16 protein-coding genes are annotated in these 21767 nt (G+C 68.6%); 7 read left to right on the forward strand and 9 right to left on the reverse strand.

Annotated elements, in window-relative coordinates; translation table 11 throughout:
- Positions 1-13 precede the first annotated feature (13 nt).
- The gene (locus WG902_RS05150; RefSeq protein ID WP_340058862.1) at positions 14-1036 is read left to right on the forward strand and encodes a Cj0069 family protein; all 1023 of its coding nucleotides are present in this window, start codon (positions 14-16) and stop codon (positions 1034-1036) included.
- Between the two features lie 3 nt (positions 1037-1039).
- On the opposite strand, the gene WG902_RS05155 is transcribed toward WG902_RS05150, so the two are convergent.
- Complete coding sequence (locus WG902_RS05155) at positions 1040-1786, reverse strand: DUF72 domain-containing protein (protein ID WP_340058863.1); 747 nt, start codon at positions 1784-1786, stop codon at positions 1040-1042.
- On the reverse strand, positions 1783-2487 hold the full coding sequence (locus WG902_RS05160) for a hypothetical protein (protein ID WP_340058864.1): 705 nt from the start codon (positions 2485-2487) through the stop codon (positions 1783-1785). The genes WG902_RS05155 and WG902_RS05160 overlap by 4 nt, the downstream gene beginning before the upstream one ends.
- 87 nt (positions 2488-2574) lie before the next feature.
- Between WG902_RS05160 and WG902_RS05165 the strand changes: the two genes are divergently transcribed.
- Together WG902_RS05165 and WG902_RS05170 are read left to right on the forward strand one after the other, a co-directional pair.
- The gene (locus tag WG902_RS05165; RefSeq protein ID WP_340058865.1) at positions 2575-4047 is read left to right on the forward strand and encodes a M20 family metallopeptidase; all 1473 of its coding nucleotides are present in this window, start codon (positions 2575-2577) and stop codon (positions 4045-4047) included.
- Between the two features lie 86 nt (positions 4048-4133).
- Entirely contained in the window at positions 4134-4982 is an 849-nt protein-coding gene (locus tag WG902_RS05170) for an alpha/beta hydrolase (RefSeq protein WP_340058866.1), read from the forward strand.
- 20 nt (positions 4983-5002) lie between these two features.
- Here the strand turns inward: WG902_RS05170 and WG902_RS05175 are convergent, their stop codons facing one another.
- The 3 genes from WG902_RS05175 to WG902_RS05185 are packed head-to-tail and all read right to left on the reverse strand — an operon-like array spanning position 5003 to position 7992.
- Positions 5003-6175 carry an MFS transporter gene (locus WG902_RS05175; RefSeq protein WP_340058867.1) on the reverse strand — a complete coding sequence of 391 codons (1173 nt, stop codon included), beginning with the start codon at positions 6173-6175 and terminating at the stop codon, positions 5003-5005.
- The gene (locus tag WG902_RS05180) at positions 6172-6885 is read right to left on the reverse strand and encodes a 16S rRNA (uracil(1498)-N(3))-methyltransferase (protein WP_340058868.1); all 714 of its coding nucleotides are present in this window, start codon (positions 6883-6885) and stop codon (positions 6172-6174) included. The genes WG902_RS05175 and WG902_RS05180 overlap by 4 nt, the downstream gene beginning before the upstream one ends.
- Before the next feature lie 9 nt (positions 6886-6894).
- Positions 6895-7992 (reverse strand): aminoglycoside phosphotransferase family protein, encoded by a 1098-nt coding sequence (locus tag WG902_RS05185; RefSeq protein WP_340058869.1) that lies wholly within the window; start codon positions 7990-7992, stop codon positions 6895-6897.
- A 68-nt stretch (positions 7993-8060) separates the two neighbouring features.
- Between WG902_RS05185 and WG902_RS05190 the strand changes: the two genes are divergently transcribed.
- The 3 genes from WG902_RS05190 to rsmA are packed head-to-tail and all read left to right on the forward strand — an operon-like array spanning position 8061 to position 12671.
- The gene (locus WG902_RS05190; protein ID WP_340058870.1) at positions 8061-10496 is read left to right on the forward strand and encodes an LPS-assembly protein LptD; all 2436 of its coding nucleotides are present in this window, start codon (positions 8061-8063) and stop codon (positions 10494-10496) included.
- Between the two features lie 15 nt (positions 10497-10511).
- The gene (locus tag WG902_RS05195) at positions 10512-11882 is read left to right on the forward strand and encodes a peptidylprolyl isomerase (RefSeq protein ID WP_340058871.1); all 1371 of its coding nucleotides are present in this window, start codon (positions 10512-10514) and stop codon (positions 11880-11882) included.
- A 27-nt stretch (positions 11883-11909) separates the two neighbouring features.
- On the forward strand, positions 11910-12671 hold the full coding sequence (gene rsmA, locus WG902_RS05200) for a 16S rRNA (adenine(1518)-N(6)/adenine(1519)-N(6))-dimethyltransferase RsmA (protein ID WP_340058872.1): 762 nt from the start codon (positions 11910-11912) through the stop codon (positions 12669-12671).
- Between the two features lie 51 nt (positions 12672-12722).
- Here the strand turns inward: rsmA and WG902_RS05205 are convergent, their stop codons facing one another.
- From WG902_RS05205 to WG902_RS05220, 4 genes are all read right to left on the reverse strand, one after another.
- The gene (locus WG902_RS05205; RefSeq protein ID WP_340058873.1) at positions 12723-13091 is read right to left on the reverse strand and encodes a hypothetical protein; all 369 of its coding nucleotides are present in this window, start codon (positions 13089-13091) and stop codon (positions 12723-12725) included.
- A gap of 306 nt (positions 13092-13397) precedes the next feature.
- Positions 13398-13826, reverse strand: a complete 429-nt coding sequence (locus WG902_RS05210; RefSeq protein WP_340058874.1) for a barstar family protein — start codon at positions 13824-13826, stop codon at positions 13398-13400.
- Positions 13827-13876: 50 nt separating this feature from the next.
- Complete coding sequence (locus WG902_RS05215; RefSeq protein WP_445263666.1) at positions 13877-14233, reverse strand: ribonuclease domain-containing protein; 357 nt, start codon at positions 14231-14233, stop codon at positions 13877-13879.
- A gap of 229 nt (positions 14234-14462) precedes the next feature.
- A complete protein-coding gene (locus WG902_RS05220; protein ID WP_340058876.1) occupies positions 14463-16772 on the reverse strand; it encodes an NADP-dependent malic enzyme in 2310 nt (769 codons plus the stop codon).
- Between the two features lie 180 nt (positions 16773-16952).
- Between WG902_RS05220 and WG902_RS05225 the strand changes: the two genes are divergently transcribed.
- Entirely contained in the window at positions 16953-21761 is a 4809-nt protein-coding gene (locus WG902_RS05225; RefSeq protein WP_340058877.1) for an NAD-glutamate dehydrogenase, read from the forward strand.
- Positions 21762-21767 lie beyond the last annotated feature (6 nt).

Genomic DNA, 21767 nt, shown 5'->3' on the forward strand with positions numbered 1-21767 from the left:
CAGGTCGCGCACCATGCTCGCGCCCTCCGTTGCACTGCTGTATCCAGGGGATCGCGCCCTGCGCGATCGCAGCGACCCGGGCGAAAGCCGTTTCGCCGGCTTGTTCCAGGCGTTCGGTCGCGCCGGCCTGCGGGCGGTCCCCGCCGTCTACAACGACGACTTCGCCGACGAGGTCGAAGCGCAATTGCGTGGATGCCGCGTGGTGCTGGCGTGGTGCAACCCCATCGAAGGCGGCCGGCGACGCGACCGGCTCGACGCCATGTTGCGCCGCGTGGCCGAGGCAGGCGTGCTCGTCAGCGCGCACCCGGACACGATCCTCGCGCTGGGCACCAAGGACGTGCTGGTGGACACGCGCGACCTGCCCTTCGGCAGTGACGTGTTGCGGGTCGACAGCCTCGCGCAACTCGAACGGGAGCTGCCGGCGCGGCTTGCGCGCGGGCCGCGCGTGCTCAAGCAGTACCGCGGCCACAGCGGCATCGGCGTGTGGCGCGTGGAAGCTGCCGCGGCGGGTTCCCTGCGCGTGCGCCATGCCCAGCGTGGCAGCACCGAAGAGGTGATGGAACTGCCGCAGTTGCTCGCCACGCTGGCGCCCTATTTCGAGCCCGCAAATGGCGGACACATGATCGACCAGGCCTGGCAGCCGCGGCTGGCCGAAGGCATGGTGCGCGCCTACCTGGTGGAGGACCGCGTGGAGGGCTTCGGCCACCAGGCCATCAACGCGCTCTATCCGGCCGCGCCGGGCGAAGCGCCGCCGACGCCGGGCCAGAGGCTGTACCACCCGCCGGACGATCCCCGCTTCCAGCAGCTGAAGCAGCGTCTCGAAAGCGGATGGGTCGACCTGCTCCGCTCGCGCGTCGGCCTGCCGCGTGAGCGGCTTCCCTTGCTCTGGGATTGCGACTTCATGCTGGGCGAAGCCACCGCGGTCGACACGGAGCGCTACGTGCTGTGCGAGATCAACGTCAGCAGTGTCTCGCCATTTCCGGGCTCGGCCATCGAGCCTCTGGTGGCGGCGGTGCAGCGGCGGCTGGTCGCCTGACGCTCAGCCCAACTGTTTCAGGAACTCGCGCGCCGCATGCGGCGCCCGCTCCTTCGCGCCGTTGATGAAGAACACGAACGCCTCCTTGCGCGCGTCCATCGCCACCCATTCCCTGGCGCCGCGCGCCCACGGGGCGAGCTCTTCCACCGGATAACCGGATGCGCAGTCCTCGCGGCTGCGCATCAGGCGCAGGTACGCGAGGTCGCTGCGCGCGTGCGGGATCGCGGGAAATTTCCCGGAGTCGGTGTACACGGTGGTGCAGTCGTGGCGTGCCAGCAGGTCCAGGTATTCCTCGCACGCAAAGCTCGCGTGGCGAACATCGAGCACGTGCCGCAGCGGCCGGCCCTGCACTTCGCGCGGCAGCAGCCGAAGGAACGGCTCGATGTTGTTCACGTCGAACACGGTGGAGGGCATCAACTGCCACAGGATCGGCCCGAGCTTGTCCCCGAGCTCGGCCAGGCCGCTGCCGATGAAGCGCCCGATGCCCTCGGCCGCGCCGGCCAGCTCGCGCCGATGCGTCGTGAAGCGATGTGCCTTGAGGGAGAAGACGAAGCCGTCGGGCGTCTCGTCGCGCCACTTGGCGAAAGTCGCCGGCTTGAACGTGCTGTAGAACGTGCCGTTCACTTCCACCGCGGTGAGCTGGCGGCTGGCGTACTGCAGCTCCTTCGCATGCGCCAGGCCGGCCGGATAGAAGTTGTTGCGCCATGGCGCGAAGGTCCAGCCGCCGACGCCGACGTGGATGCGGTTCATGGCTCGCAGGTCCAGAGATCGCGCGGACGCGCCAGGTCCAGGCCGCGACGCGGCGCGCCGGATTCGTGCATCGCCTCATCCGAGTTGATCGCCAGCCCGACGCGGAACTGCTGCGGTGCCAGTCCCTGCTGGTGCAGCAGCGCGCCGAGGATCCGGTCGCCGCCGTCGTGTCGCAGTTCCGGCTCGGGCCAGCCGCAGCGGCGAATCAGTTCCAGCGGGACGACGAACCAGCCGCCCGTGTTGAACGCGACCTCGCCCGGCACGTCGAGGCCGCGGTACCACGGCCTGGCGCGAATCCATGCCTGCTGCGCGGCGTCCAGCTGCTGCGTGTACACCGAGCCGAGCGATCCACGGGCAGTCGCCGCGCGGGCGCTCACGGCCTGCAGCCAGCCCTTGACGTCCAGGCCGGGCCGCAGGAAGGAGTCGTCGTCGAACCACATCAGGTGCGTCGCATCCCCGCTGTAGCCGGCCAGCAGGCGCCGCATCATGGGGTACTTGTAGATCTGCGGATCCGCCTGCTCGCGCTGCACGCCGGGCAGCAACGCGTCGAGGATCGCGCGCGACTCTGCCGACACTTCGTTCAGGCCGATGCGCAGGTCCACCTGCCCCGTGTTCCACAGCGCGCGCAAGGTCGCGCCGCAGCGGCGCGCGAGCTGCGGATGGTCGCCGTAGAACAAGGCGAGGACGAGGAATTTGACCAAGGACAGACCGCGTGAATTCCGGGCCATCCTAGCCCAGCGCCGCTGCGGCGCGTACAGTTGCGGCATCCCTTTTTCGACCGAGACGCCATGAACGCTCCCCTCCACCGCGAAATGCCCGCCACCGTACTCGACAGCGCCGCCGCGCTGGACCGGGTCACGCGCCAGTGGGACGGCGACATCGTGCGCCAGATCACCGACTACATCGCCATTCCGGCCAAGTCGCCCGGCTTCGATCCGAAGTGGTCGGAGCATGGCTACATCGACACGGTGCTGCGCAACGCCGCATCCTGGGTCGAGGCGCAGAAGGTCGAGGGCCTGGAGCTGGAAGTGGTGCGGCTGCCCGGCCGCACGCCGGTGATCTTCTTCGACGTGCCGGCCACGCGCGCGAACAGCACGCAGACCATCCTGATGTACGGCCACCTCGACAAGCAGCCGGAGTTCACCGGCTGGCGCAACGACCTCGGCCCCTGGACCCCCAAGTACGAAGACGGCAAGCTGTATGGCCGCGGCGGCGCCGACGACGGCTATGCGGTGTACGCCAGCATCGCCGCGGTGCAGGCGCTCAAGGCGCAGGGCAAGCCGCATGCGCGCATCGTCGGCCTGATCGAAACCTGCGAGGAATCCGGCTCCTACGACCTGCTGCCTTACGTCGACGCCTTGCGACCGCGCCTGGGCGACGTCGGCCTGGTGATCTGCCTGGATTCCGGCGCCGGCAACTACGACCAGCTCTGGCTGACCACCTCGCTGCGCGGCCTCGCCGGCGGCACGCTGAAGGTCCAGATCCTCACCGAGGGTGTCCACTCCGGCGATGCATCGGGGCTCGTGCCTTCCAGCTTCCGCATCATGCGGCAGGTGCTGGACCGCCTGGAGGACAGCAAGACCGGCACCCTGCTGCCGCGAAGCTTCCATTGCGAGATGCCGGCCGACCGGCTGGAGCAGGCCAAGGCCACCGCGCAGATCCTGGGCGAGGAGGTCTACAAGCGCTTTCCCTGGGCCCATGCGGACTGCGGCGGCTCCACCGCGTTCGCGCTGCCGACCACCACCGACCCGGTGCAGGCGCTGGTCAACCGCACCTGGAAGCCGACGCTGTCGGTCACCGGCGCCGAGGGCTTCCCGGCGCTGCAGGATGCGGGCAACGTGCTGCGTCCGTACACCGCGTTCAAGCTGTCGCTGCGCCTGCCGCCGCTGATCGACGCCGGCCAGGCGGTGCAGGAGCTCAAGACGCTGCTGGAAGACAACGCGCCCTACCAGGCCAAGGTGACTTTCGAGTCGAGCGGCGCGGCCTCGGGCTGGAATGCGCCTTCGACCACGCCGTGGTTCGAGCGCGCGCTGAATTCGGCGTCGCTGGCGCACTTCGGCGCGCCGGTCGGCTACATCGGGCAGGGCGGCACCATCCCCCTGATGAACATGTTGTCACAAGGCTTCCCGACGGCGCAGATGATGGTCTGCGGGGTGCTGGGTCCGCGCAGCAATGCGCACGGCCCCAATGAATTCCTGCACGTGCCCTACGCCAAGCGCCTGACGGCGGCCGTCGCCGAAGTCATGGCGCAGATGCCCTGACGCTCGTCGGCCGACGGGCGGGGAACGGCCTGTTCTGCCCCAATGGGGCATTGACAGCGCCTCATCCGTGGCGATGATCACCACGGATGAGCGACGCCCGGGTCGAATCGACCCTCTCCACTTACACGGCCAGCGATGGCGACAACCTGGCGGTGCAGGACTGGCACTTGCCGCCCGGCGCGCAGCCGCGCGCGTCGGTGCTCATGGTGCACGGCCTCGGCGAGCACGCCGGCCGCTACGACCCGCTGGCGCAGCGGCTCAATGCCTGGGGTTTTGCCGTGCGCAGCTACGACCAGTACGGCCACGGCGAATCGGGCGGCGTGCGCGGCGCGCTGCCGCAGCCCACCCGCCTGGTCGAAGACCTGTGCGACCTGGCGGACAGCATGCAGCGCCGCTACCCGGGCACGCCGCTGGTGGTGCTGGGACACAGCATGGGTGGCGTGGTCGCGGCGAGCCTGGTGGCCCGTGGGCTGTGCCGCGTGGACGCACTGGTGCTCTCGTCACCCGCACTGGCCACACGCCTGAACGCGGTGCAGAAGATGCTGATGGCGGTGGTCCCGCGCCTGGCGCCCAACCTCACCGTCGGCAACGGGCTGGACCCGCAGTTCCTCACCCATGCCACCGCGGTCGTCGACGCTTATCGCGCCGATCCGCTGGTGCACGACCGTGTGTCCGGGCGCCTGGCGCGGTTCATCCAGGACGAGGCGGTGCCGATCATGGCGCAGGCGCCGCACTGGAACGTGCCGACGCTGCTGATGTATGCCGGCGACGACCGCATCGTCGACCCCGCGGGCAGCCTCGAGTTCGCCCGCGTGGCGCCGCCCGCGGTGGTCTCGTCCCATTGCTTCGAGGGCATGTGGCACGAGATCTTCAACGAAGTCGATGCCGAGCCGGTGTTCGATTGCCTCAAGCGGTGGCTGGACGCACGGTTTTAGCGACTTTGGAACCCCGGTGATCAAGCGGCCACCGGCCGTGCCTGCCGCATCCCCAACCACACCAAGCCGCCCGCCACCACCGCCATCGGCAACAGCGACCCGACGTTCAACCACGCCCACCCTTGCGTGGTGACCAGCACGCCCGAGGCCAGCGAAGTCAGGGACAAGGTCGCGAACAGCAGGAAGTTCAGGACCGCCTGCGCGCGGTCGCGCTCCTCCGGCGCATAGGAGGTCAAGGCCAGCGTCGTGCTGCCGGTGAAGAGGAAGTTCCATCCCAGCCCGAGCAGGAACAGCGCGAGGGTGAACTGGTGCAGTTCGACGCCCGACAGCGCCACCAGGATGCATACGAAGTTCAGCGTGATGCCCACGCCCATCACCGGCAGCGCGCCGAAGCGCTTGATCAGGTGCCCGGTGAAGAACCCCGGCGCGAACATGCCGATCACGTGCCACTGCAGCACGAAGGCGGCGTCCGCGAAGGGCAGGCCGCACATCTGCATGGCCAGCGGCGTCGATGCCATCAACAGGTTCATGACGCCGAAGCCGAGTGCGCCTGCCATCGCGGCGATGGCGAAGACCGGTTGCCGCAGCAGCTGCATGACCGAGCGGCCGGCCGGCGCACCGGGAACCTTGGCGGGCACGGGCGGAAAGCGCATGACAGCCAGCATCACCAGCGCCAGCACCGCGACACCGGCCAGCGCGAGATACGCACCGGCGAACGGCGCCTCGGCAAGGTCGCGCGTGTGCGTGGCCAGCCACGGGCCGGCAACGGCGCCGATCAAGCCGCCTGCCATCACCAGCGACACCGCCTTCTCTCGCGCCTGCGGTGGCGCCAGTTCGGCGGAGGCGAAGCGGTACAGCCCCGCGTTGGCGGCATAGAAGCCGGCGATGAGCGTGCCGGCGCACAGCAGCCAGAAGTTGCGCGTGCCGGCGGCGTACGCGCACAACAGCGCCGACCCCATGGCCACCAGCAGCCCGAGCTGGAAGGCGCGCTTGCGGCCCAGGCGGGCCTGGGAGCGGGCGACGATGCCCGTGAACAGGGCACCGCCCACCACGTAGCCCATCACCGGCAGCGTCGCCATCCAGCCATAAGGTGCCAGCGACAGCCCCACCAGCCCGTTGATGGCGATGAACGTGACGTTGTTGGTCAGGAAGAGGCCTTGCAGGACGGCCAGCAGCCAGAGGTTGCGGTTCATGCGGTCCTTGCGGAAGTGAGCACGGCCAGCGCCGCGAGCGGCGCGGTCTCGGCACGCAGCACGCGCGGCCCCAGGTGCACGGGTGTCCAGCCGCTGACCAGCGCGGCGTCTTCCTCGGCCGGCGTGAGGCCGCCCTCCGGCCCCGACAGCAAGGTCACCGCAGCGCCGGCCGGAAAGCCGGCCAGGGCCCGCGTGCCTTCGCGCAGCGACAGGACCAGGCCCGGCGCCGATTGCGCGGCCAGCCACGCGGCCAAGGGCTGCACCGCATGCACCACGGGGACGCGGTTGCGGCCGCACTGTTCGCACGCGGCCACGGCCACGCCCTGCCAGTGCGCCTGCTTTTTCTGCGCCCGCTCGCCGGACAGCCGCAGCACGCTGCGCTCCGCCAGCAGCGGCTGGATGGAGGCGGCGCCGAGTTCGGTCGCCTTTTCCACCAGCCAGTCCATGCGTTCGTTGGCGGGCATGCCAACGGCCAGGTGCACGGCCGGCCACGCTTCGCATTCGATGGCGTGGTGCGCACCGACGGTGACGCGGACTTCGCTGCGTCCCATGTGCTCCACCACCGCGTCGTACTCGCCGCCCCGGCCGTCGAACAGGGTCAGCGCGTCACCCGGTTGCAGCCGCAACACCTGCACATGGCGCGCGGGCCCGGGTGGCAGTGCCAATAGCAGTCCGCTGGAGAGGGGCTCGGTGCAGTGCAGGCGTGGCAAGGGGGGCGATCAGACGCGGCCAAAGGCGAAGCCGGTGAGCGCGTCCGTGCCCTCGACCTGGTCGATGAGCCTGGCCAGCGGCCCCAGCTCGCGATAGCGCGTGGCCGTATGGCGGATGTAGCCGATGAAGCGCGGCGCATCCGCCAGGTACTTCGGCTTGCCGTCGCGCAGCGTGAGGCGGGCAAAGATGCCAGCCACCTTCAGGTGGCGCTGCAGCCCCATCCACTCCACGGCGCGGTAGAACTCGCCGAAGTCCGTGCCCACCGGCAAGCCGGCCTTGCGCGCCTTCTCCCAGTACCGCACCGTCACGTCGAGCACGAAGTCCTCGTCCCAGCTGAGGAACGCGTCGCGCATCAGGCAGGCGATGTCGTAGGTGATGGGGCCGTACACCGCGTCCTGGAAGTCGAGCACGCCCAGACGGGGTTCGGCCGCGTCACCGGGAATCATCAGGTTGCGCGGCATGAAATCGCGGTGCACGTAGACGCTGGGCGCGGCCAGGTTGCGCTCGATCACCAGCCGGAACTGGCTGTCCAGCGTGGCTTGCTGCGCCGCGCTCAAGGCCAGGCCGCGATGCTGCTTCAGGTACCAGTCGGGAAACAGCGACAATTCGCGCGCCAGCAACGCATCGTCGTAAAGAGGCAGCACACCGGGCCGGGACGCGAGCTGCCACGCGATGAGCGCATCGATCGCCCGCGTGTAAAGCGGCAGGTTGGCCTGCGGCGCGGCCGGATCCACGGCCTCGATCATGGTGCGGCTGCCCAGGTCGTCCAGCAGCATGAAGCCCTGCGGCGCGTCCCACGCCAGCACCCGCGGCACGTTCAGGCCGGCATCGGCCATGAGCCCCGCGATCTTGACGAAGGGCGCGCAGTCCTCCCGCTCGGGCGGCGCGTCCATGATGATGTAGCTGCGGCCCTCCCCGTCCACGCGCAGGTAGCGCCGGAAGCTGGCGTCGGCCGAGGCCGTTCGCACCGTGGCCGGGCGCAGCGCGTGCGCCGGCGCCACCTGCGCCAGCCAGCCGTGGAAGGCAGCTTCGCGGCCGGGGTCGCTCCAGGCGACATTGGCGTGCACGGATGCGGGCTGGAGGGAAGGCTCGGTGGAATCGCTCATGGATAATCGATTCTACAAATCCAACGTGGCGGGACCGCGAACCGCGGCCGCACGGGTCTTCACCCCCGATGCATCACCTGAGAAACAAGGCGTCCGCCGCCCGCTTTGCACTGAGCCCGGTGGCGGTGGTCGCGGCATCGCTGCTGCAGCCCTTGCCCGTGCTGGCGCAGGCCGGCGGCGAGCCGTCGCCGCGCCTGCGGCCGGAGCCGCAGCTGAAGGAAGAGATCCCGACGGGCGCGGCGCGCCCGCAGCTGCCCACCTTCGTCGAGGGTGATCGCATCCAGGGCCGCACCGACGTGGAGACCAGCATCGAGGGCAATGCGGTGCTGCGCCGCGGCGACACCGTCATCCGCGCGAACCGGCTCGAGTACAACGTTCCGGACGACCTGGCGCGGGCGCGCGGCGACGTGCGCATCAACAAGGCCGGCAACATCTTCGAAGGCCCGTTGCTGGAACTGAAGGTCGATGCCTTCCAGGGCTTCTTCAACGAGCCGCGCTACCGGTTCCTGCGCAATGGCGCCTACGGCGAGGCGGAGCGCATCGACTTCATCGATGACAAACACGCCGTCATCCACAAGGCGACCTACACGACCTGCAAGCGCCACGGCGGGCCGAGCTGGATGCCCGACTGGATCCTGCGGGCCACGCGGATCTCGCTCGACCAGGAAGAAGAGATCGGGCACGCCGAGGGCGCGGTGCTGGATTTCCTGGGGTTCCCGGTCCTGCCGGTGCCCAGCATCAGCTTCCCGCTGGGCGAGAAGCGCAAGTCGGGTCTGCTGCCGCCCACCGTCGGCCTGGACAATCGCAACGGCGTCGAAGTCACGCTGCCCTATTACTGGAACATCGCGCCGAACCGGGACCTGACGCTGTATCCGACGGTGATGTCCAAGCGCGGCATCGACCTGGGCGGCGAGTTCCGCTACCTGGAGCCCACCTACTCCGGCCTGCTGCGCGGCAATTACCTGCCTGGAGACCGCCTGCGCGAGCGCAACGACCGCTGGGGTTTCCACACGGAACACGCGCAAAACGGGCTCGTGCTGCCCTGGCTGGGCCGCTCGAATATCACGCTGGACCTGAACCGCGTGAGCGACGACGACTACTGGAAGGACTTCTCGCGCGACAGCGCCTCCTTCACGCAGCGCCTGCTGGCCAACAACGGAGCGCTCACCTTCGGCGTCGGCGACGTCACCGTCACCGGCCGCATGCTGACGTTCCAGACGCTGCAGGACCCCAGCACGCCGATCGTGCCGCCGTATGACCGGGCGCCGCAGCTCACGGCCACCCAGTCCCGCACCGATCTCTGGGGTGGCCTGGAAACCTACCTGGAAGCCGACTTCACCCGCTTCACGGCGGCGTCGGCCTACAGCATTCTCGGCGTGCCCAGCGGCACGGTGTTCGACCAGCCGAACGCGGACCGCGGCTACCTGCTGGCGCAGATCAGCCGTCCGTGGCGCGCTCCCGGCTGGTTCTTCATCCCGAAGTTCCAGGCGCACCTGCGCAGCTACAGTTTCGACGCCCCCATCTCCAACGGCGCCAACAGCGCCTCGCGCACGGTGCCCACCTTCAGTCTCGACAGCGGGCTGGTGTTCGAACGCGATGCCAGCTTCTTCGGCCGTGCCTTCCGGCAGACGCTGGAGCCGCGCGCCTTCTACGTCAACACGCCGTTCGTTGACCAGAACTACCTGCCCAACTACGACTCCGGGCTCAACGATTTCAGTTTCGCGACCATCTTCACCGAGAACGCGTTCGGCGGGAACGACCGCATCGCCGACAACAACCTGCTGACGGTGGGCGCGACGACCCGCCTGATCGACCCCGGCACCGGCGCGGAGGCGGCGCGGTTTGCGCTGGCGCAGCGCTTCCGCTTTTCGGACCAGAAGGTCACGCTGCCGGTGGAACGCGGCACCACGCTGCCGGCGGAGAGTCCCCCCGTGGTGAGCGAGCGGCTGTCGGACGTGCTGTTCGGCGCCTCCATCGCGCTGGTGCCCAAGTGGGGCTTCGACACGACCGTGCAGTTCAACCCGAAGACGACGGAGTCGCTCCGCACGGTGGTCGGCGCGAACTACAGCCCCGGCCCGTTCCGCGTGGTGAGCGCGGGCTACCGGCGCCAGAAAGGCATCAGCGAACAGCTCGACTTCGGCTGGCAATGGCCGCTGGACCAGTTGTGGGGTTCGGCGGCCCCCAAGGATGGCCCGGTCACGGGCGAAGTCTCGGGCCGCTGGTTCAGCGTTGGACGGCTGAACTACGACCTGCGCGACAAGCGCTTCGTGGACGCGGTGGTTGGCATGGAGTACGACGCGGGCTGCTGGATCGGCCGGGTGGTGTTCGAGCGCCTTCAGGCCGGCACCGAGCTGGCGAACAAGCGTGTACTGTTCCAGCTCGAGTTCCTGGGCTTCAGCCGCCTGGGCTCCAACGCGCTGCAGTCGCTCAAGCAGAATGTCCCCCGCTACCAGTACCTGCGTGAGCGCACCGAAGTGCCCAGCCGGTTCAGCAATTACGACTGAAGTAGAGTAGGTACGATGAAACTAAGATCCCTGGCCCTGGGGCTGGCCACGACCGGCCTGCTCGCCGGCCTGGCCGCTCCGGCCGCAGCGCAAGGGCTGCGGCCCGCACCCCTGCTGGGTGGCGGCCAGCCCTCCCGCTTCGACAGCGGTCCGCGTTCGGCCGACTTCATCGTGGCCGTCGTCAACTCCGAGCCCATCACCAACAACGAAGTGCGCGCTCGCATGGCGCGCTTCGAGCAGCAGCTGGCGCAGCAGGGCTCGCCGATGCCACCGCGCCCGCAGCTCGCGCGCGAAGTGCTGGAGCGCTTGATCACGGAGAAAGCGCAGCTCCAGCTGGCGCGCGACTCCGGCGTGCGCGCCGACGACGTGCTGGTGAACCAGGCGGAGCTGGCGGTCGCCCGCCAGAACGGCATCGACGTGCCGGAGTTGCGCAGGCGATTGACGGCCGAAGGCATGAACGTCACCCAGTACCGCGAGGAACTGCGCAACCAGATCCTGCTGCAGAGGCTGCGCGACCGCGAGCTCGATGCCCGCGTCAAGGTGACCGAGCTGGACATCGACCAGTACCTGCGCGAGCAGGAGGCCAGTGGCGGCGCGGCGCTGGGCCAGGTCAATCTCTCCCACATCCTGGTGGCCGTTGCCGAGAATGCGCCCCCGGCGCAGGTCGCGCAACAGCAGGCCAAGGCGCAGCAGCTGCTGCAGCGCGCCCGCGCCGGCGAGGACTTTGGCAAGCTGGCCCGCGAGAATTCCGATGCCGCCGGCGCCGCGCAGAACAGCGGCGTGATCGGGCTGCGTCCGGTCAATGGGCTGCCCCCCCTGTTCGTCGAGGCCGTGCGCAACGTCTCGAACGGGGGCGTTTCGGACCTGGTGCGCACTTCCGCGGGGTTCCACATCGTCAAGGTGGTGGAGAAGGTGCTGGGCGCCACGCCAGGCGTGACCGTCACGCAAAACCATGCGCGCCACATCCTCCTGCGCCCCGGGGCGCAGCTGACCGAGGTGCAGGCTCGCGAGCGGCTGGCCGAATACAAGCGCCGCGTCGCCGCCGGCCAGGCCGACTTCGCCCAACTGGCGCGCGAGAACTCGCAGGACGCCAGTGCCCGCAACGGCGGCGACCTCGGCTGGGCGAGCCCCGGCATGTTCGTGCCGGAGTTCGAGGAAGCATTGAATGCGCTGGCCCCCGGCCAGATCGCGGACCCCATCACCACCCGTTTCGGCGTGCACCTGATCCAGCTGCTCGAGCGCCGCCAATCCAGCCTGACCCAGCGCGAGCAGCGCGAGATCGCCCGCAACCTGGTCAAGGAGCGCAAGCTCGACGAAGCCTATGCCCAGTGGTCGCAGGAGGTGCGCGGCCGCGCGTATGTCGAATTCCGCGAGCCGCCCCAATAATTGGGGTCAGATTCCAATTCAAGCTCCATGAAGCACGTTGCGCGCAAGCGCTTCGGCCAGCACTTCCTGGCGGACGCCAGCGTGATCGATGCGATCGTGCGCGAGATCGCGCCCAAGCCAGGCGACCCGATGGTGGAGATCGGTCCCGGCCTGGCCGCATTGACGCAGCCGCTGGTGGAGCGCCTGGGCAAGCTCACGGTGATCGAGCTCGATCGCGACCTGGCGGCGCGCCTGCGCCAGCACCCGCAACTGCGGGTGGTGGAGTCGGACGTGCTGAAGGTCGATTTCGCCGAGCTCGCCGCGAACGTCGGCGCGGCGAAGCTGCGCATCGTCGGCAACCTGCCGTACAACATCTCCAGCCCGATCCTCTTCCACCTGCTGCAGTACGTGGACCAGGTGGTCGACCAGCACTTCATGCTGCAAAAGGAAGTGGTCGACCGCATGGTGGCCGTCCCCGCCACGTCCGACTACGGGCGCCTCTCGGTGATGCTGCAGTGGCGTTATGCGATGGAGAACGTGCTGTCCGTGCCGCCGCAGGCCTTCGAGCCGCCGCCCAAGGTGGACAGCGCCGTGGTGCGCATGGTGCCGCTGGCCGTGCCGCCGGAGGTGGACGAGGCGCTGCTGTCCGAGCTGGTGCAGGTGGCCTTCAGCCAGCGCCGCAAGATCCTGCGCCACACGCTGGGCCGGTGGCTGGAGCAGAAGGGCTTTGCCGGCGCCTTCGACGTGCAGCGGCGCGCCGAGGAAGTGCCGGTGGAAGAGTACGTAGCGCTGGTGCAGGCGCTGGCGTGAGGCGGGCGGGGTCGCTGCGCGAACCCGCCTGCGAAGCGATGCGGGAAAGCCTCAGTTCACCCGGACGGTGACGCGCGGAGGAGCCGGCGGCGTGACCACCACCGCCGGCGGCCGGACGACCACCGCGGGCTGACGGACCACCACGGCAGGTTGGCGGACCACGACGGCCGGCGTGGCCACCACGGCCGGACGAACCACCACTGCGGGCTGGCGAACAACGACCGCCGGGCGCTGGACGACCACGGGCCCCGGCACGACGGCATGCACGCGCACGTCGCCGTGCGGATGGCCCTTGCACTTGATGTCTTCCCGGTAGTGGCCGTTCTTGTCCTTGATCTTGATCTTGCAGTTGTCGGCAAGGGCAGACAAGGGCATCGCCGCCAGGGCGAGGAGGAGGGTGCTTGCGCAAAGGTTCTTCATGCCTGCTTTGTAGAGGGTGCCGGCAAGCTCGTCTGTGAATTACTGCTCAACGGTGCAAGGAAGCGACACGCTTTCGCCATGAAAAAAGCCGGGCGGTGCCCGGCTTCGTACAAGCGGTCAACGGCTAGGCAGCTGCCAGCCAGTAACCCGCATTGAACGGACTGCTCATGCGCAGAGCCAGCGGACTCACGTCCAGCAGCTTGTCCGTCGGCATCTTTTCACCTTCTACCAGGGCTGCCGGCTGTTGCACCGTCTCCCCCTGGGCCTCGTTCGCCCGTTCCGCTTGGCCTTGTTGCGCGGAACGGGCTACTGAAAAGAATAGAAACAGCGGAAAGGTACTTTCCTGTCTGCCCAGAAGTCGGCGGTGTCGCGGAAGATGTCCAGGAGCTGCTCGCGCGCCTCCTTGTCGAACTTCCCGTTGGCCGGGATGTGCTCCAGCACCACGATGAAGCCGGGCTGCGGGCCCGATTTGTGCAGTGGGTCCGTCATGCAGTCGTACAGCGCGTCGAAGTTCTTCCCGAAGTGCTGGGGGAACGTGAACTGCTGGGCGATCATGTCCAGCACGTCCTGCTTGCTCTGGGCCGTGGCCAGGTTGGCATACAGGAAGTGGTGGCCCAGGCCGGTGGCGACCTCCTGCAGGTCGGACACGCGGAAGGCGCGGATCGACTGCACGATATTGCTCCGGACGCCCTTGATGGGCGATTCGGTGGTCTCAGGACGAAGTGGTTTTTCCATCTCCGTTTCTTTCTCGGTAGTCAAAAACAGGTCCCGCTTCATTTGGGGGTTCACTCCACGATCTGGCGAAAACTGGCGTAATGGTCAGCGGTGTAAAAACAGGCATGCGGCGTCCGGGAGGGGCCGCCGCAAACGATGCGCCGGGCGCCCCGGTCGCGTGATCCAGGCGTCGCCACGGTGTATTCGCGGTAGTAGCCGCGCTTTTCGATCGGAAGCAGCCGCTCCCGGTTGCCGAACACCGTGCCATCCTTGTCGTATGGGAACGGCCCGCCCAGGCGGATCAGTTCATAGACCTCCCGGCCAGGCCGGGGCAGCTCGGTGACATGCACCGTGGCCATCCCGTTCCGCGCTCCGTCCATTGGACCCCGTGCTTGCGCAAGAGGGGCGGCGGTCACAACGGCGGCCATCAAGGCGCTGGTGAGCACTGACTTGAGGGAAGCCGACCGAGCCATGAACGGACCTTCTGGGGAGATCTTCGAGGGACGCACACTCCGGGTTTACCCGGAACTTCAAGCGGGCTAGTGTGACCGATGTCCAGGCAAAAGGCAAGCCGATGCCCAATTTTTGGGCACCCAGCAAGGGCTTTCGACAGCCGGTCACCAACTCAAAAGTTAGTGCCAGCTATCTAGGCGGGCCTTAGCGCGCCGCGTTGGCGTCCGCCACCGTCAAGGCCGCCATGTTGACGATGCGGCGCACGGTCGTGCTCGCCGTCAGGATATGCACCGGCTTGGCGGCACCCAGCAGCACCGGGCCGATGGCGATATTGCCGCCCGCTGCCGTCTTGAGCAGGTTGTAGGAAATGTTGGCAGCATCGATGTTCGGCAGCACCAGCAGGTTGGCATCGCCGGAGAGGGTGCTGCTTGGCATCAGCGCCTGGCGCGCGGCGCCGTCGAGGGCGACATCGCCATGCATCTCGCCATCCACTTCCAGCCAGGGAGCCTGCTCGCGCAGCAGGTCGAGCGTGCGGCGCATCTTCACGGCGCTGGGCTGGTTGCTGCTGCCGAAGTTGGAGTGGCTCAGCAGCGCCACCTTCGGCTTCAGGCCGAAGCGCAGCATTTCCTCGGCCGCCAGCAGCGTGATCTCCGACAGCTGTTCCGCGGTCGGGTCGTAATTGACGTGCGTGTCCACCAGGAACACCTGCCGGTTCGGCAGCAGCAGCCCGTTCATGCAGGCATACGTATTCACGCCGGCGCGCCGGCCGATCACCTGGTCGACGTAGCTCAGGTGCAGGTTGGTGGTGCCCCAGGTGCCGCAGATCATGCCGTCGACCTGCTCCTTGTGCAGCAACATCGCGCCGATCAGCGTGAGGCGACGGCGCATCTCGATCTTGGCCATCTGCACCGTCACGCCCTTGCGCTCCGTCATGCGGTGATAGGTCTGCCAGAAGTCGCGGTAGCGGTCGTCCTGTTCGACGTTGACGACGTCGTAGTCGCGGCCTTCTTGCAGCCGCAGGCCGAACTTGTCGATGCGCTGGGCGATGATCTTCGGCCGGCCGATGATGGTCGGCCGCGCCACGTGCTCGTCCACCACGATCTGGATGGCGCGCAGCACCCGCTCTTCCTCGCCCTCGCAGAAGGCCACCCGCTTCTTCACCGCCGTCTTGGCCGCGGTGAAGATCGGCTTCATGGTGGTGCCCGACGCGTAGACGAAGCTTTGCAGCTTGTCGCGGTAGGCGTCCATGTCCTTCACCGGGCGCAGCGCCACCCCGCTGTCCATCGCCGCCTGCGCCACCGCCGGCGCGATCTTGATCATCAGCCGCGGATCGAACGGCTTGGGGATCAGGTATTCCGGGCCGAACGACAATTGCTGGCCGACATACGCCGCGGCCACCACCTCGCTCTGTTCGGCCTGCGCCAGTTCGGCCAGCGCGTACACCGCGGCGATCTCCATCTCCGTGGTGATCGTGGTGGCCCCGGAGTCCAGCGCGCCGCGGAAGATGTAGGGGAACACCAGGACGTTGTTGACCTGGTTGGGATAGTCGGTGCGGCCGGTGGCGATGATGCAGTCGGCGCGCGCGGCCTTGGCGTCTTCCGGCGAGATCTCCGGATTGGGGTTGGCCAGCGCCAGGATCAGCGGATTCGCCGCCATCTTCTTGACCATGTCGGGCTTCAGCACGCCGCCGGCCGACAGGCCCAGGAAGACATCGGCGTTCTCCATCACCTCGGTCAGCGTGCGGGCGGCGGTCTCCTGCGCGAACTGGATCTTGTCCTCGTCCATCAGCTCCTTGCGGCCCTTGTAGACGACGCCGGCCAGGTCGGTGACGAAGATGTTCTCGCGGGGCAATCCCAGCTTCACCAGCAGGCCCAGGCAGGCGAGCGCCGCGGCGCCGGCGCCCGAGGTCACCAGCTTCACCTTGCTGATGTCCTTGCCCACCACCTTCAGGCCGTTCAGGATGGCGGCGCCGACGGTGATGGCCGTGCCGTGCTGGTCGTCGTGGAACACCGGGATCTTCATGCGGTCGCGCAGCTTGCGCTCCACGTAGAAGCAGTCCGGCGCCTTGATGTCCTCCAGGTTGATGCCGCCGAACGTCGGCTCCAGCGCCGCGATGATGTCGACCAGCTTGTCCAGGTTGTCCTTCTCGGCGATCTCGATGTCGAACACGTCGATGCCGGCGAACTTCTTGAACAGGACGCCCTTGCCTTCCATCACGGGCTTGGCCGCCAGCGGGCCGATGTCGCCCAGTCCCAGCACCGCGGTGCCGTTGGTGATGACGGCCACCAGGTTGCCGCGGGCGGTGTAGCGGAACGCGTTGGTCGGGTCCTTGACGATCTCCTCGCAGGGCGACGCCACGCCGGGTGAATAAGCGAGCGACAGGTCGTGCTGGTTCACCAGCTGCTTGGTCGCCGCGATGGCGATCTTGCCGGGGGTCGGGAACTCGTGGTATTCGAGCGCGGCCTGGCGCAATTCGGCGCGCTTGTCGGCTTGCGCCGGGGAATCGATGGGCATGGGATCCGGTCTCCTGGCGCGACGGCGCTCGCTCGCTTGTTCTTGGAAAGTGCCAGTGATTGTAGACCCGGGCCGGGTGGGAAAACCCTGGCATGGGGCCATGCCGATGTGGCATGTCCGTACGGGACCCGCGCGGCGGCCACGGGCGTAAAGTCGCGCCGGTCCAGGAGGAATATCAGCATGGCAACTGCCGAAGCGAAACGCCAGGAGCGGCTCGAACTCATCGCCGCAGTCGGCGCCGCCCGCAAGGCGCAAACGCCGATGCCGCTGGACGCCCTGGCCAGCGAGTACTTCCGCCAGGTCGACGTGGAGGACCTGGAGGAGCGCACGCCGGAAGACCTGCTCGGCGCCTTGCTGTCGCACTGCCAGTTCGGCCAGCAGCGCAACCCGCGCAGCGCCAAGGTGCGCGTGCTCAGCCCGACGCCGGGCGAAGACGGCTGGGGATCGCGCCACACCATCGTGCAGGTCGTCAACGACGACATGCCTTTCCTGGTGGACTCGGTGTCCATGGAGATCGCGCGCCAGGGCCTGACGCTGCACCTGATCGTGCATCCGATCTTCGCCGTGCAACGCGATGCCGGCGGCATGCTGCAGTCGCTGGCGCCGAGGGTGGCGGCGCCGCAGCAGCCGCGCGAATCCTGGATGACCATCGAGGTGGACCGCGTGGTCGACCCGCAGCGCCGGGCCGCGCTGGCGAAAGGCATCGAGCGGGTGCTGGCCGACGTGCGGGTGGCAGTGGAGGACTGGAAGCCGATGCTGTCGCGCCTGCAGGAAGCGGCCACGTCGCTGGCCAGCCCGCCGGGCGTGGGCGCGGAGGAGGCCGCCGAGAGCCGCGCCTTCCTGCAGTGGCTGGCCGAAGACCACATCACGCTGCTCGGGTACCGGCAGCACGACCTGGTGGAACAGGGCGGCGAGTTGCTGCTCAAGCCGGTCGAAGGCAGCGGGCTGGGCCTGCTGCGCGACGGCATGGAGGCGCCACCGTCGGCCAGCTTTGCCGCGCTGCCGGCGACGGCGCGCGCCCTCGCCCGTGCGCCGTCGCCGGCGCTGGTGGTGACCAAGGCCAACACCCGGTCCACCGTGCACCGCGAGGGCTATACGGACTATGTCGGCGTCAAGCGCTACGACGCGCGCGGGCAGGTGATCGGGGAGCACCGGTTCATCGGCCTGTTCACGTCGGCCGCCTACGCCTCCCGTGTCTACGAGACGCCGCTGCTGCGCCGCAAGGTCGAGGCCATCGCGCAGCGCGCAGGCTTCGCGCCGGGGGGGCACCTGGCCAAGGCGCTGGAGCACACGCTGGAGACCTTCCCGCGCGACGACCTGTTCCAGATTCCGCTGGAGGACCTGTACGACACCGCGCTCGGCATCCTGGCGCTGGGTGGCCGGCACCGGCTGCGCCTGTTCGCCTGGAAGGACCCGTTCGACCGCTTCGTCTCCTGCCTGGTGTTCATGCCGCGTGAAGCGTTCTCCACCCAGCTGCGCCTGAAGTTCCAGCAGATCCTGCTGCAGGCGCTGGGCGGCGTCCACATCGATTTCGACGTGCTGCTGTCGGGCACGCAGCTGGCCCGCGTGCACTTCACCGTGCGCGTTGCGCCGCAGCAGCCGCTGCCTGCGTTCGACCCGAAGGATCTGCAGCGGCGCCTGGCCGCCACGGCGCGGCGCTGGGAGGACGAGCTGCGCGAGGCGCTGGTGGAGGTGGAAGGCGAAGCCACCGGCTTGGAACTGGACCGCCGCTTCGGGGCGGCTTTTCCGGTGGCTTATCGCGAGCGGGTTCCGGCCCGCGCCGCCGTGCACGACATCCGCAAGATCGAGTCGCTGACTGCCGCCGCGCCGCTGGCGCTGGCGCTGTACTGGCCGCTCGGCGCCGCCGAAGGCAGCCTGGGCCTGAAGGTGTACCGCCGCGGCGCGCCGGTCATCCTGTCGGACAGCCTGCCCATGCTGGAACACATGGGCGCGCGCGTGCTGGCCGAAGACAACCACCGCATCCAGCTCGCCGCGGCCGAAGACACCGTGTGGATGCACGACTTCACGTTGCAGGCGCAGCCGAACGCGGAGATCGACCCGCAGGCCCTGGCGCGCCTGTTCGAAGATGCGTTCGCACGCGTCTTCCGCGGCGAGGTCGAAAACGACGACTTCAACCGGCTGGTGCTGCTGGCCGGCCTGTCGGCCGAAGAGATCGTGGTGCTGCGCGCCTATGCCAAGTACCTCAAGCAGGTCGGCTTCGCGCAGACGCAGGCCACCATCATGGCCACGCTGGCGGCGCATCCGCGCATCGCGCGCATGCTGGTGTCGCTGTTCCGCCTGCGCTTCGACCCCGCGGCCCACGACGCGGCTGGCGCCACCGCGCAGGTCAACGCGCTGGAGCAGGCGCTGGACAAGGTGAGCAACCTGTCGGACGACCGGGTGCTGCGGCAACTGCTGGCGCTGGTGCAGGCCACGCTGCGCACCAACTACTGGCGCACCGGCGTCGGCGCCAGCGGCGCGCCGGGACCGCGTCGCCCCTTCCTCAGTTTCAAGCTCGACTCGCACCAGGTGCCGGGCCTGCCCGAGCCGCGGCCGCTGTACGAGATCTGGGTGTATTCGCCGCGCTTCGAAGGCATCCACTTGCGTGGCGGCAAGGTCGCGCGCGGCGGGCTGCGCTGGTCGGACCGGCCGGACGACTTCCGCACCGAGGTGCTGGGGCTGGTGAAGGCGCAGATGGTCAAGAACACCGTCATCGTGCCGGTCGGCTCCAAGGGCGGCTTCGTGCTGAAGAAGGCGCCGCCGCCGAGCGACCGCGAAGCCTTCATGAAGGAAGGCGTGGCCTGCTACCAGGACTACCTGCGCGGCTTGCTGGACCTCACCGACAACCTGGTGGCGGGGCAACCGGTGCCGCCGCCGCAGGTGGTGCGGGTGGATGGCGACGATCCCTATCTCGTGGTGGCGGCCGACAAGGGCACCGCCACTTTCTCGGACTTCGCCAACGCGATCAGTGCGGAATACGGCCACTGGCTCGGTGACGCCTTCGCCTCGGGGGGCAGCCAGGGCTATGACCACAAGGCCATGGGCATCACGGCGCGCGGCGCCTGGGAAAGCACCAAGCGGCACTTTCGCGAGCTGGGGCTCGACACGCAATCGACCGACTTCACCGTGGTCGGCATCGGCGACATGTCCGGCGACGTGTTCGGCAACGGCATGCTGCTGTCGCGGCACATCCGGCTCATTGCGGCGTTCGACCATCGCCACATCTTCATCGACCCATCGCCCTCGGCCGAAGCGGCATTTGTCGAGCGGGAACGGCTGTTCAAGCTGCCGCGGTCGTCCTGGGCCGACTACGACGCCAAGCTGATCTCCGAGGGCGGTGGCGTCTGGGCCCGGTCTGAAAAGTCGGTGCCCCTGTCGCCGCAAGCCCGCGCCGTTCTCGGCATCGATGCGGAGCAACTGACGCCGACCGAGCTGGTCAACGCCATCCTCAAGGCGCCGGTGGACCTGCTGTACAACGGCGGCATCGGCACCTACGTCAAGGCCTCCGCCGAAAGCCACGCGGATGTCGGCGACCGCGCCAACGACGCGGTGCGCATCAACGGCGGCGAACTGCGCTGCAAGGTGGTGGCCGAAGGCGGCAACCTGGGCTTCACCCAGCGCGGCCGCATCGAGGCCGCGCTGGCCGGCGTGAAGCTGTACACCGACGCCATCGACAACTCCGCCGGCGTCGACACGTCCGACCACGAGGTCAACATCAAGATCCTGCTGGGGCTGGCCGTGGCGGACGGCGAGCTCACCGAGAAGCAACGCAACACCTTGCTGCCGCAGATGACCGACCAGGTCGCGGCGCTGGTGCTGCGCGACAACTATTTCCAGAGCCAGGCGTTGTCCATCGGCGTACGGATCGCCCCGCGCATGCTGGACGAGCAGGCCCGCTTCATCCGCTTCCTGGAGAAGAAGGGCGAGCTGGATCGCGCCATCGTGGTCCTGCCCACGGACGAAGCCATTGCCGACCGCAAGGCGCGCGGGCTGGGACTGGTGAGCCCCGAGCTGGCGGTGCTGCTGGCGTACAGCAAGATGTGGCTGAACGACGAACTGATCGCCTCCGACCTGCCGGAGGACCCGTGGGTCGCCACCGCGCTGGAGCGCTACTTCCCGACGCAACTCAAGGAGAAGTTCGCCGCGTACATTCCGCGCCATCCGCTCAAGCGCGAAATCATCGCCACCCATGTCCTGAACAGCATGGTCAACCGGGTGGGTCCGACCTTCGTGCACCGGCTCGGCGAGATCACCGGCGCCACTGCGCCGCAAGTCGTGCGCGCCTACCTGGCCAGCCGCGAGGTGTTCGGGCTGGTGCCCCTGTGGCAGCAGATCGAAGCGCTGGACAGCCAGGTGTCGGACGTGGTGCAGGCGGAGATGGTCATCACGCTGCGCGGCCTGGTCGCACGCGCCACCACCTGGTTCCTGCGCTCGCGGCGGCTGCTGGAGCCGACGCAGCAGCTGGTGGAGCGCTTCGCACCCGCGGTGCAGGCGCTGCGCACGCACCGCGAGGCCGAGGCCACCGCGTCACCGCGGGCCGCCGGATGGATCGAGGCGGGCGTGCCCGAGCCGGTGGCCACGCTGGTCGACGGAGCGGAGATGTGGTTCAACGCCCTCGACATCGCCGAGATCGCCGAGAGCAGCAAGCACCCGTTGCAGCTCACCGCGCAGGTGCACGCCGGCGTCGGGGATCGGCTGGGCCTGGAGCGGATGCGCCAGCAGATCGAGCTGCTGCCGGCCGCCAGCTTCTGGCACAGCCTGGCGAAGCTGGCGCTGTCCGACGACCTGACCGACCTGCAGCGGTCCATCGCATTGCAGGCCGTCGGCAGCCAGCAAGGCGACGCGCGGCAGGTGCTCGATCACTGGGAGCAGGGAAACAAGCAGGCGCTGGAGCGCGCGCGGCGGCTGCTGGCGGAGTTGCAGGAGACGCCGGGAAGCGACCTGGCGATGCTGTCGGTGGCGCTGCGGGAGTTGCGCAACCTGGTTTAGCTCGGC

The sequence above is a fragment of the Ramlibacter sp. PS3R-8 genome, assembly GCF_037572435.1.
Taxonomy (GTDB): Bacteria; Pseudomonadota; Gammaproteobacteria; order Burkholderiales; family Burkholderiaceae_C; genus Ramlibacter.

Bases quoted from the DNA above. Each gene is read 5' to 3' on its own strand.
- WG902_RS05150 (WP_340058862.1), top strand. From the start codon at position 14: ATGCTCGCGCCCTCCGTTGCACTGCTGTATCCAGGGGATCGCGCCCTG.
- WG902_RS05155 (WP_340058863.1), bottom strand. From the start codon at position 1,786: ATGAACCGCATCCACGTCGGCGTCGGCGGCTGGACCTTCGCGCCATGG.
- WG902_RS05165 (WP_340058865.1), top strand. From the start codon at position 2,575: ATGAACGCTCCCCTCCACCGCGAAATGCCCGCCACCGTACTCGACAGC.
- WG902_RS05170 (WP_340058866.1), top strand. From the start codon at position 4,134: ATGAGCGACGCCCGGGTCGAATCGACCCTCTCCACTTACACGGCCAGC.
- WG902_RS05175 (WP_340058867.1), bottom strand. From the start codon at position 6,175: ATGAACCGCAACCTCTGGCTGCTGGCCGTCCTGCAAGGCCTCTTCCTG.
- WG902_RS05185 (WP_340058869.1), bottom strand. From the start codon at position 7,992: ATGAGCGATTCCACCGAGCCTTCCCTCCAGCCCGCATCCGTGCACGCC.
- WG902_RS05190 (WP_340058870.1), top strand. From the start codon at position 8,061: ATGCATCACCTGAGAAACAAGGCGTCCGCCGCCCGCTTTGCACTGAGC.
- WG902_RS05195 (WP_340058871.1), top strand. From the start codon at position 10,512: ATGAAACTAAGATCCCTGGCCCTGGGGCTGGCCACGACCGGCCTGCTC.
- rsmA (WP_340058872.1), top strand. From the start codon at position 11,910: ATGAAGCACGTTGCGCGCAAGCGCTTCGGCCAGCACTTCCTGGCGGAC.
- WG902_RS05205 (WP_340058873.1), bottom strand. From the start codon at position 13,091: ATGAAGAACCTTTGCGCAAGCACCCTCCTCCTCGCCCTGGCGGCGATG.
- WG902_RS05210 (WP_340058874.1), bottom strand. From the start codon at position 13,826: ATGGAAAAACCACTTCGTCCTGAGACCACCGAATCGCCCATCAAGGGC.
- WG902_RS05215 (WP_445263666.1), bottom strand. From the start codon at position 14,233: ATGGCCGCCGTTGTGACCGCCGCCCCTCTTGCGCAAGCACGGGGTCCA.
- WG902_RS05220 (WP_340058876.1), bottom strand. From the start codon at position 16,772: ATGCCCATCGATTCCCCGGCGCAAGCCGACAAGCGCGCCGAATTGCGC.
- WG902_RS05225 (WP_340058877.1), top strand. From the start codon at position 16,953: ATGGCAACTGCCGAAGCGAAACGCCAGGAGCGGCTCGAACTCATCGCC.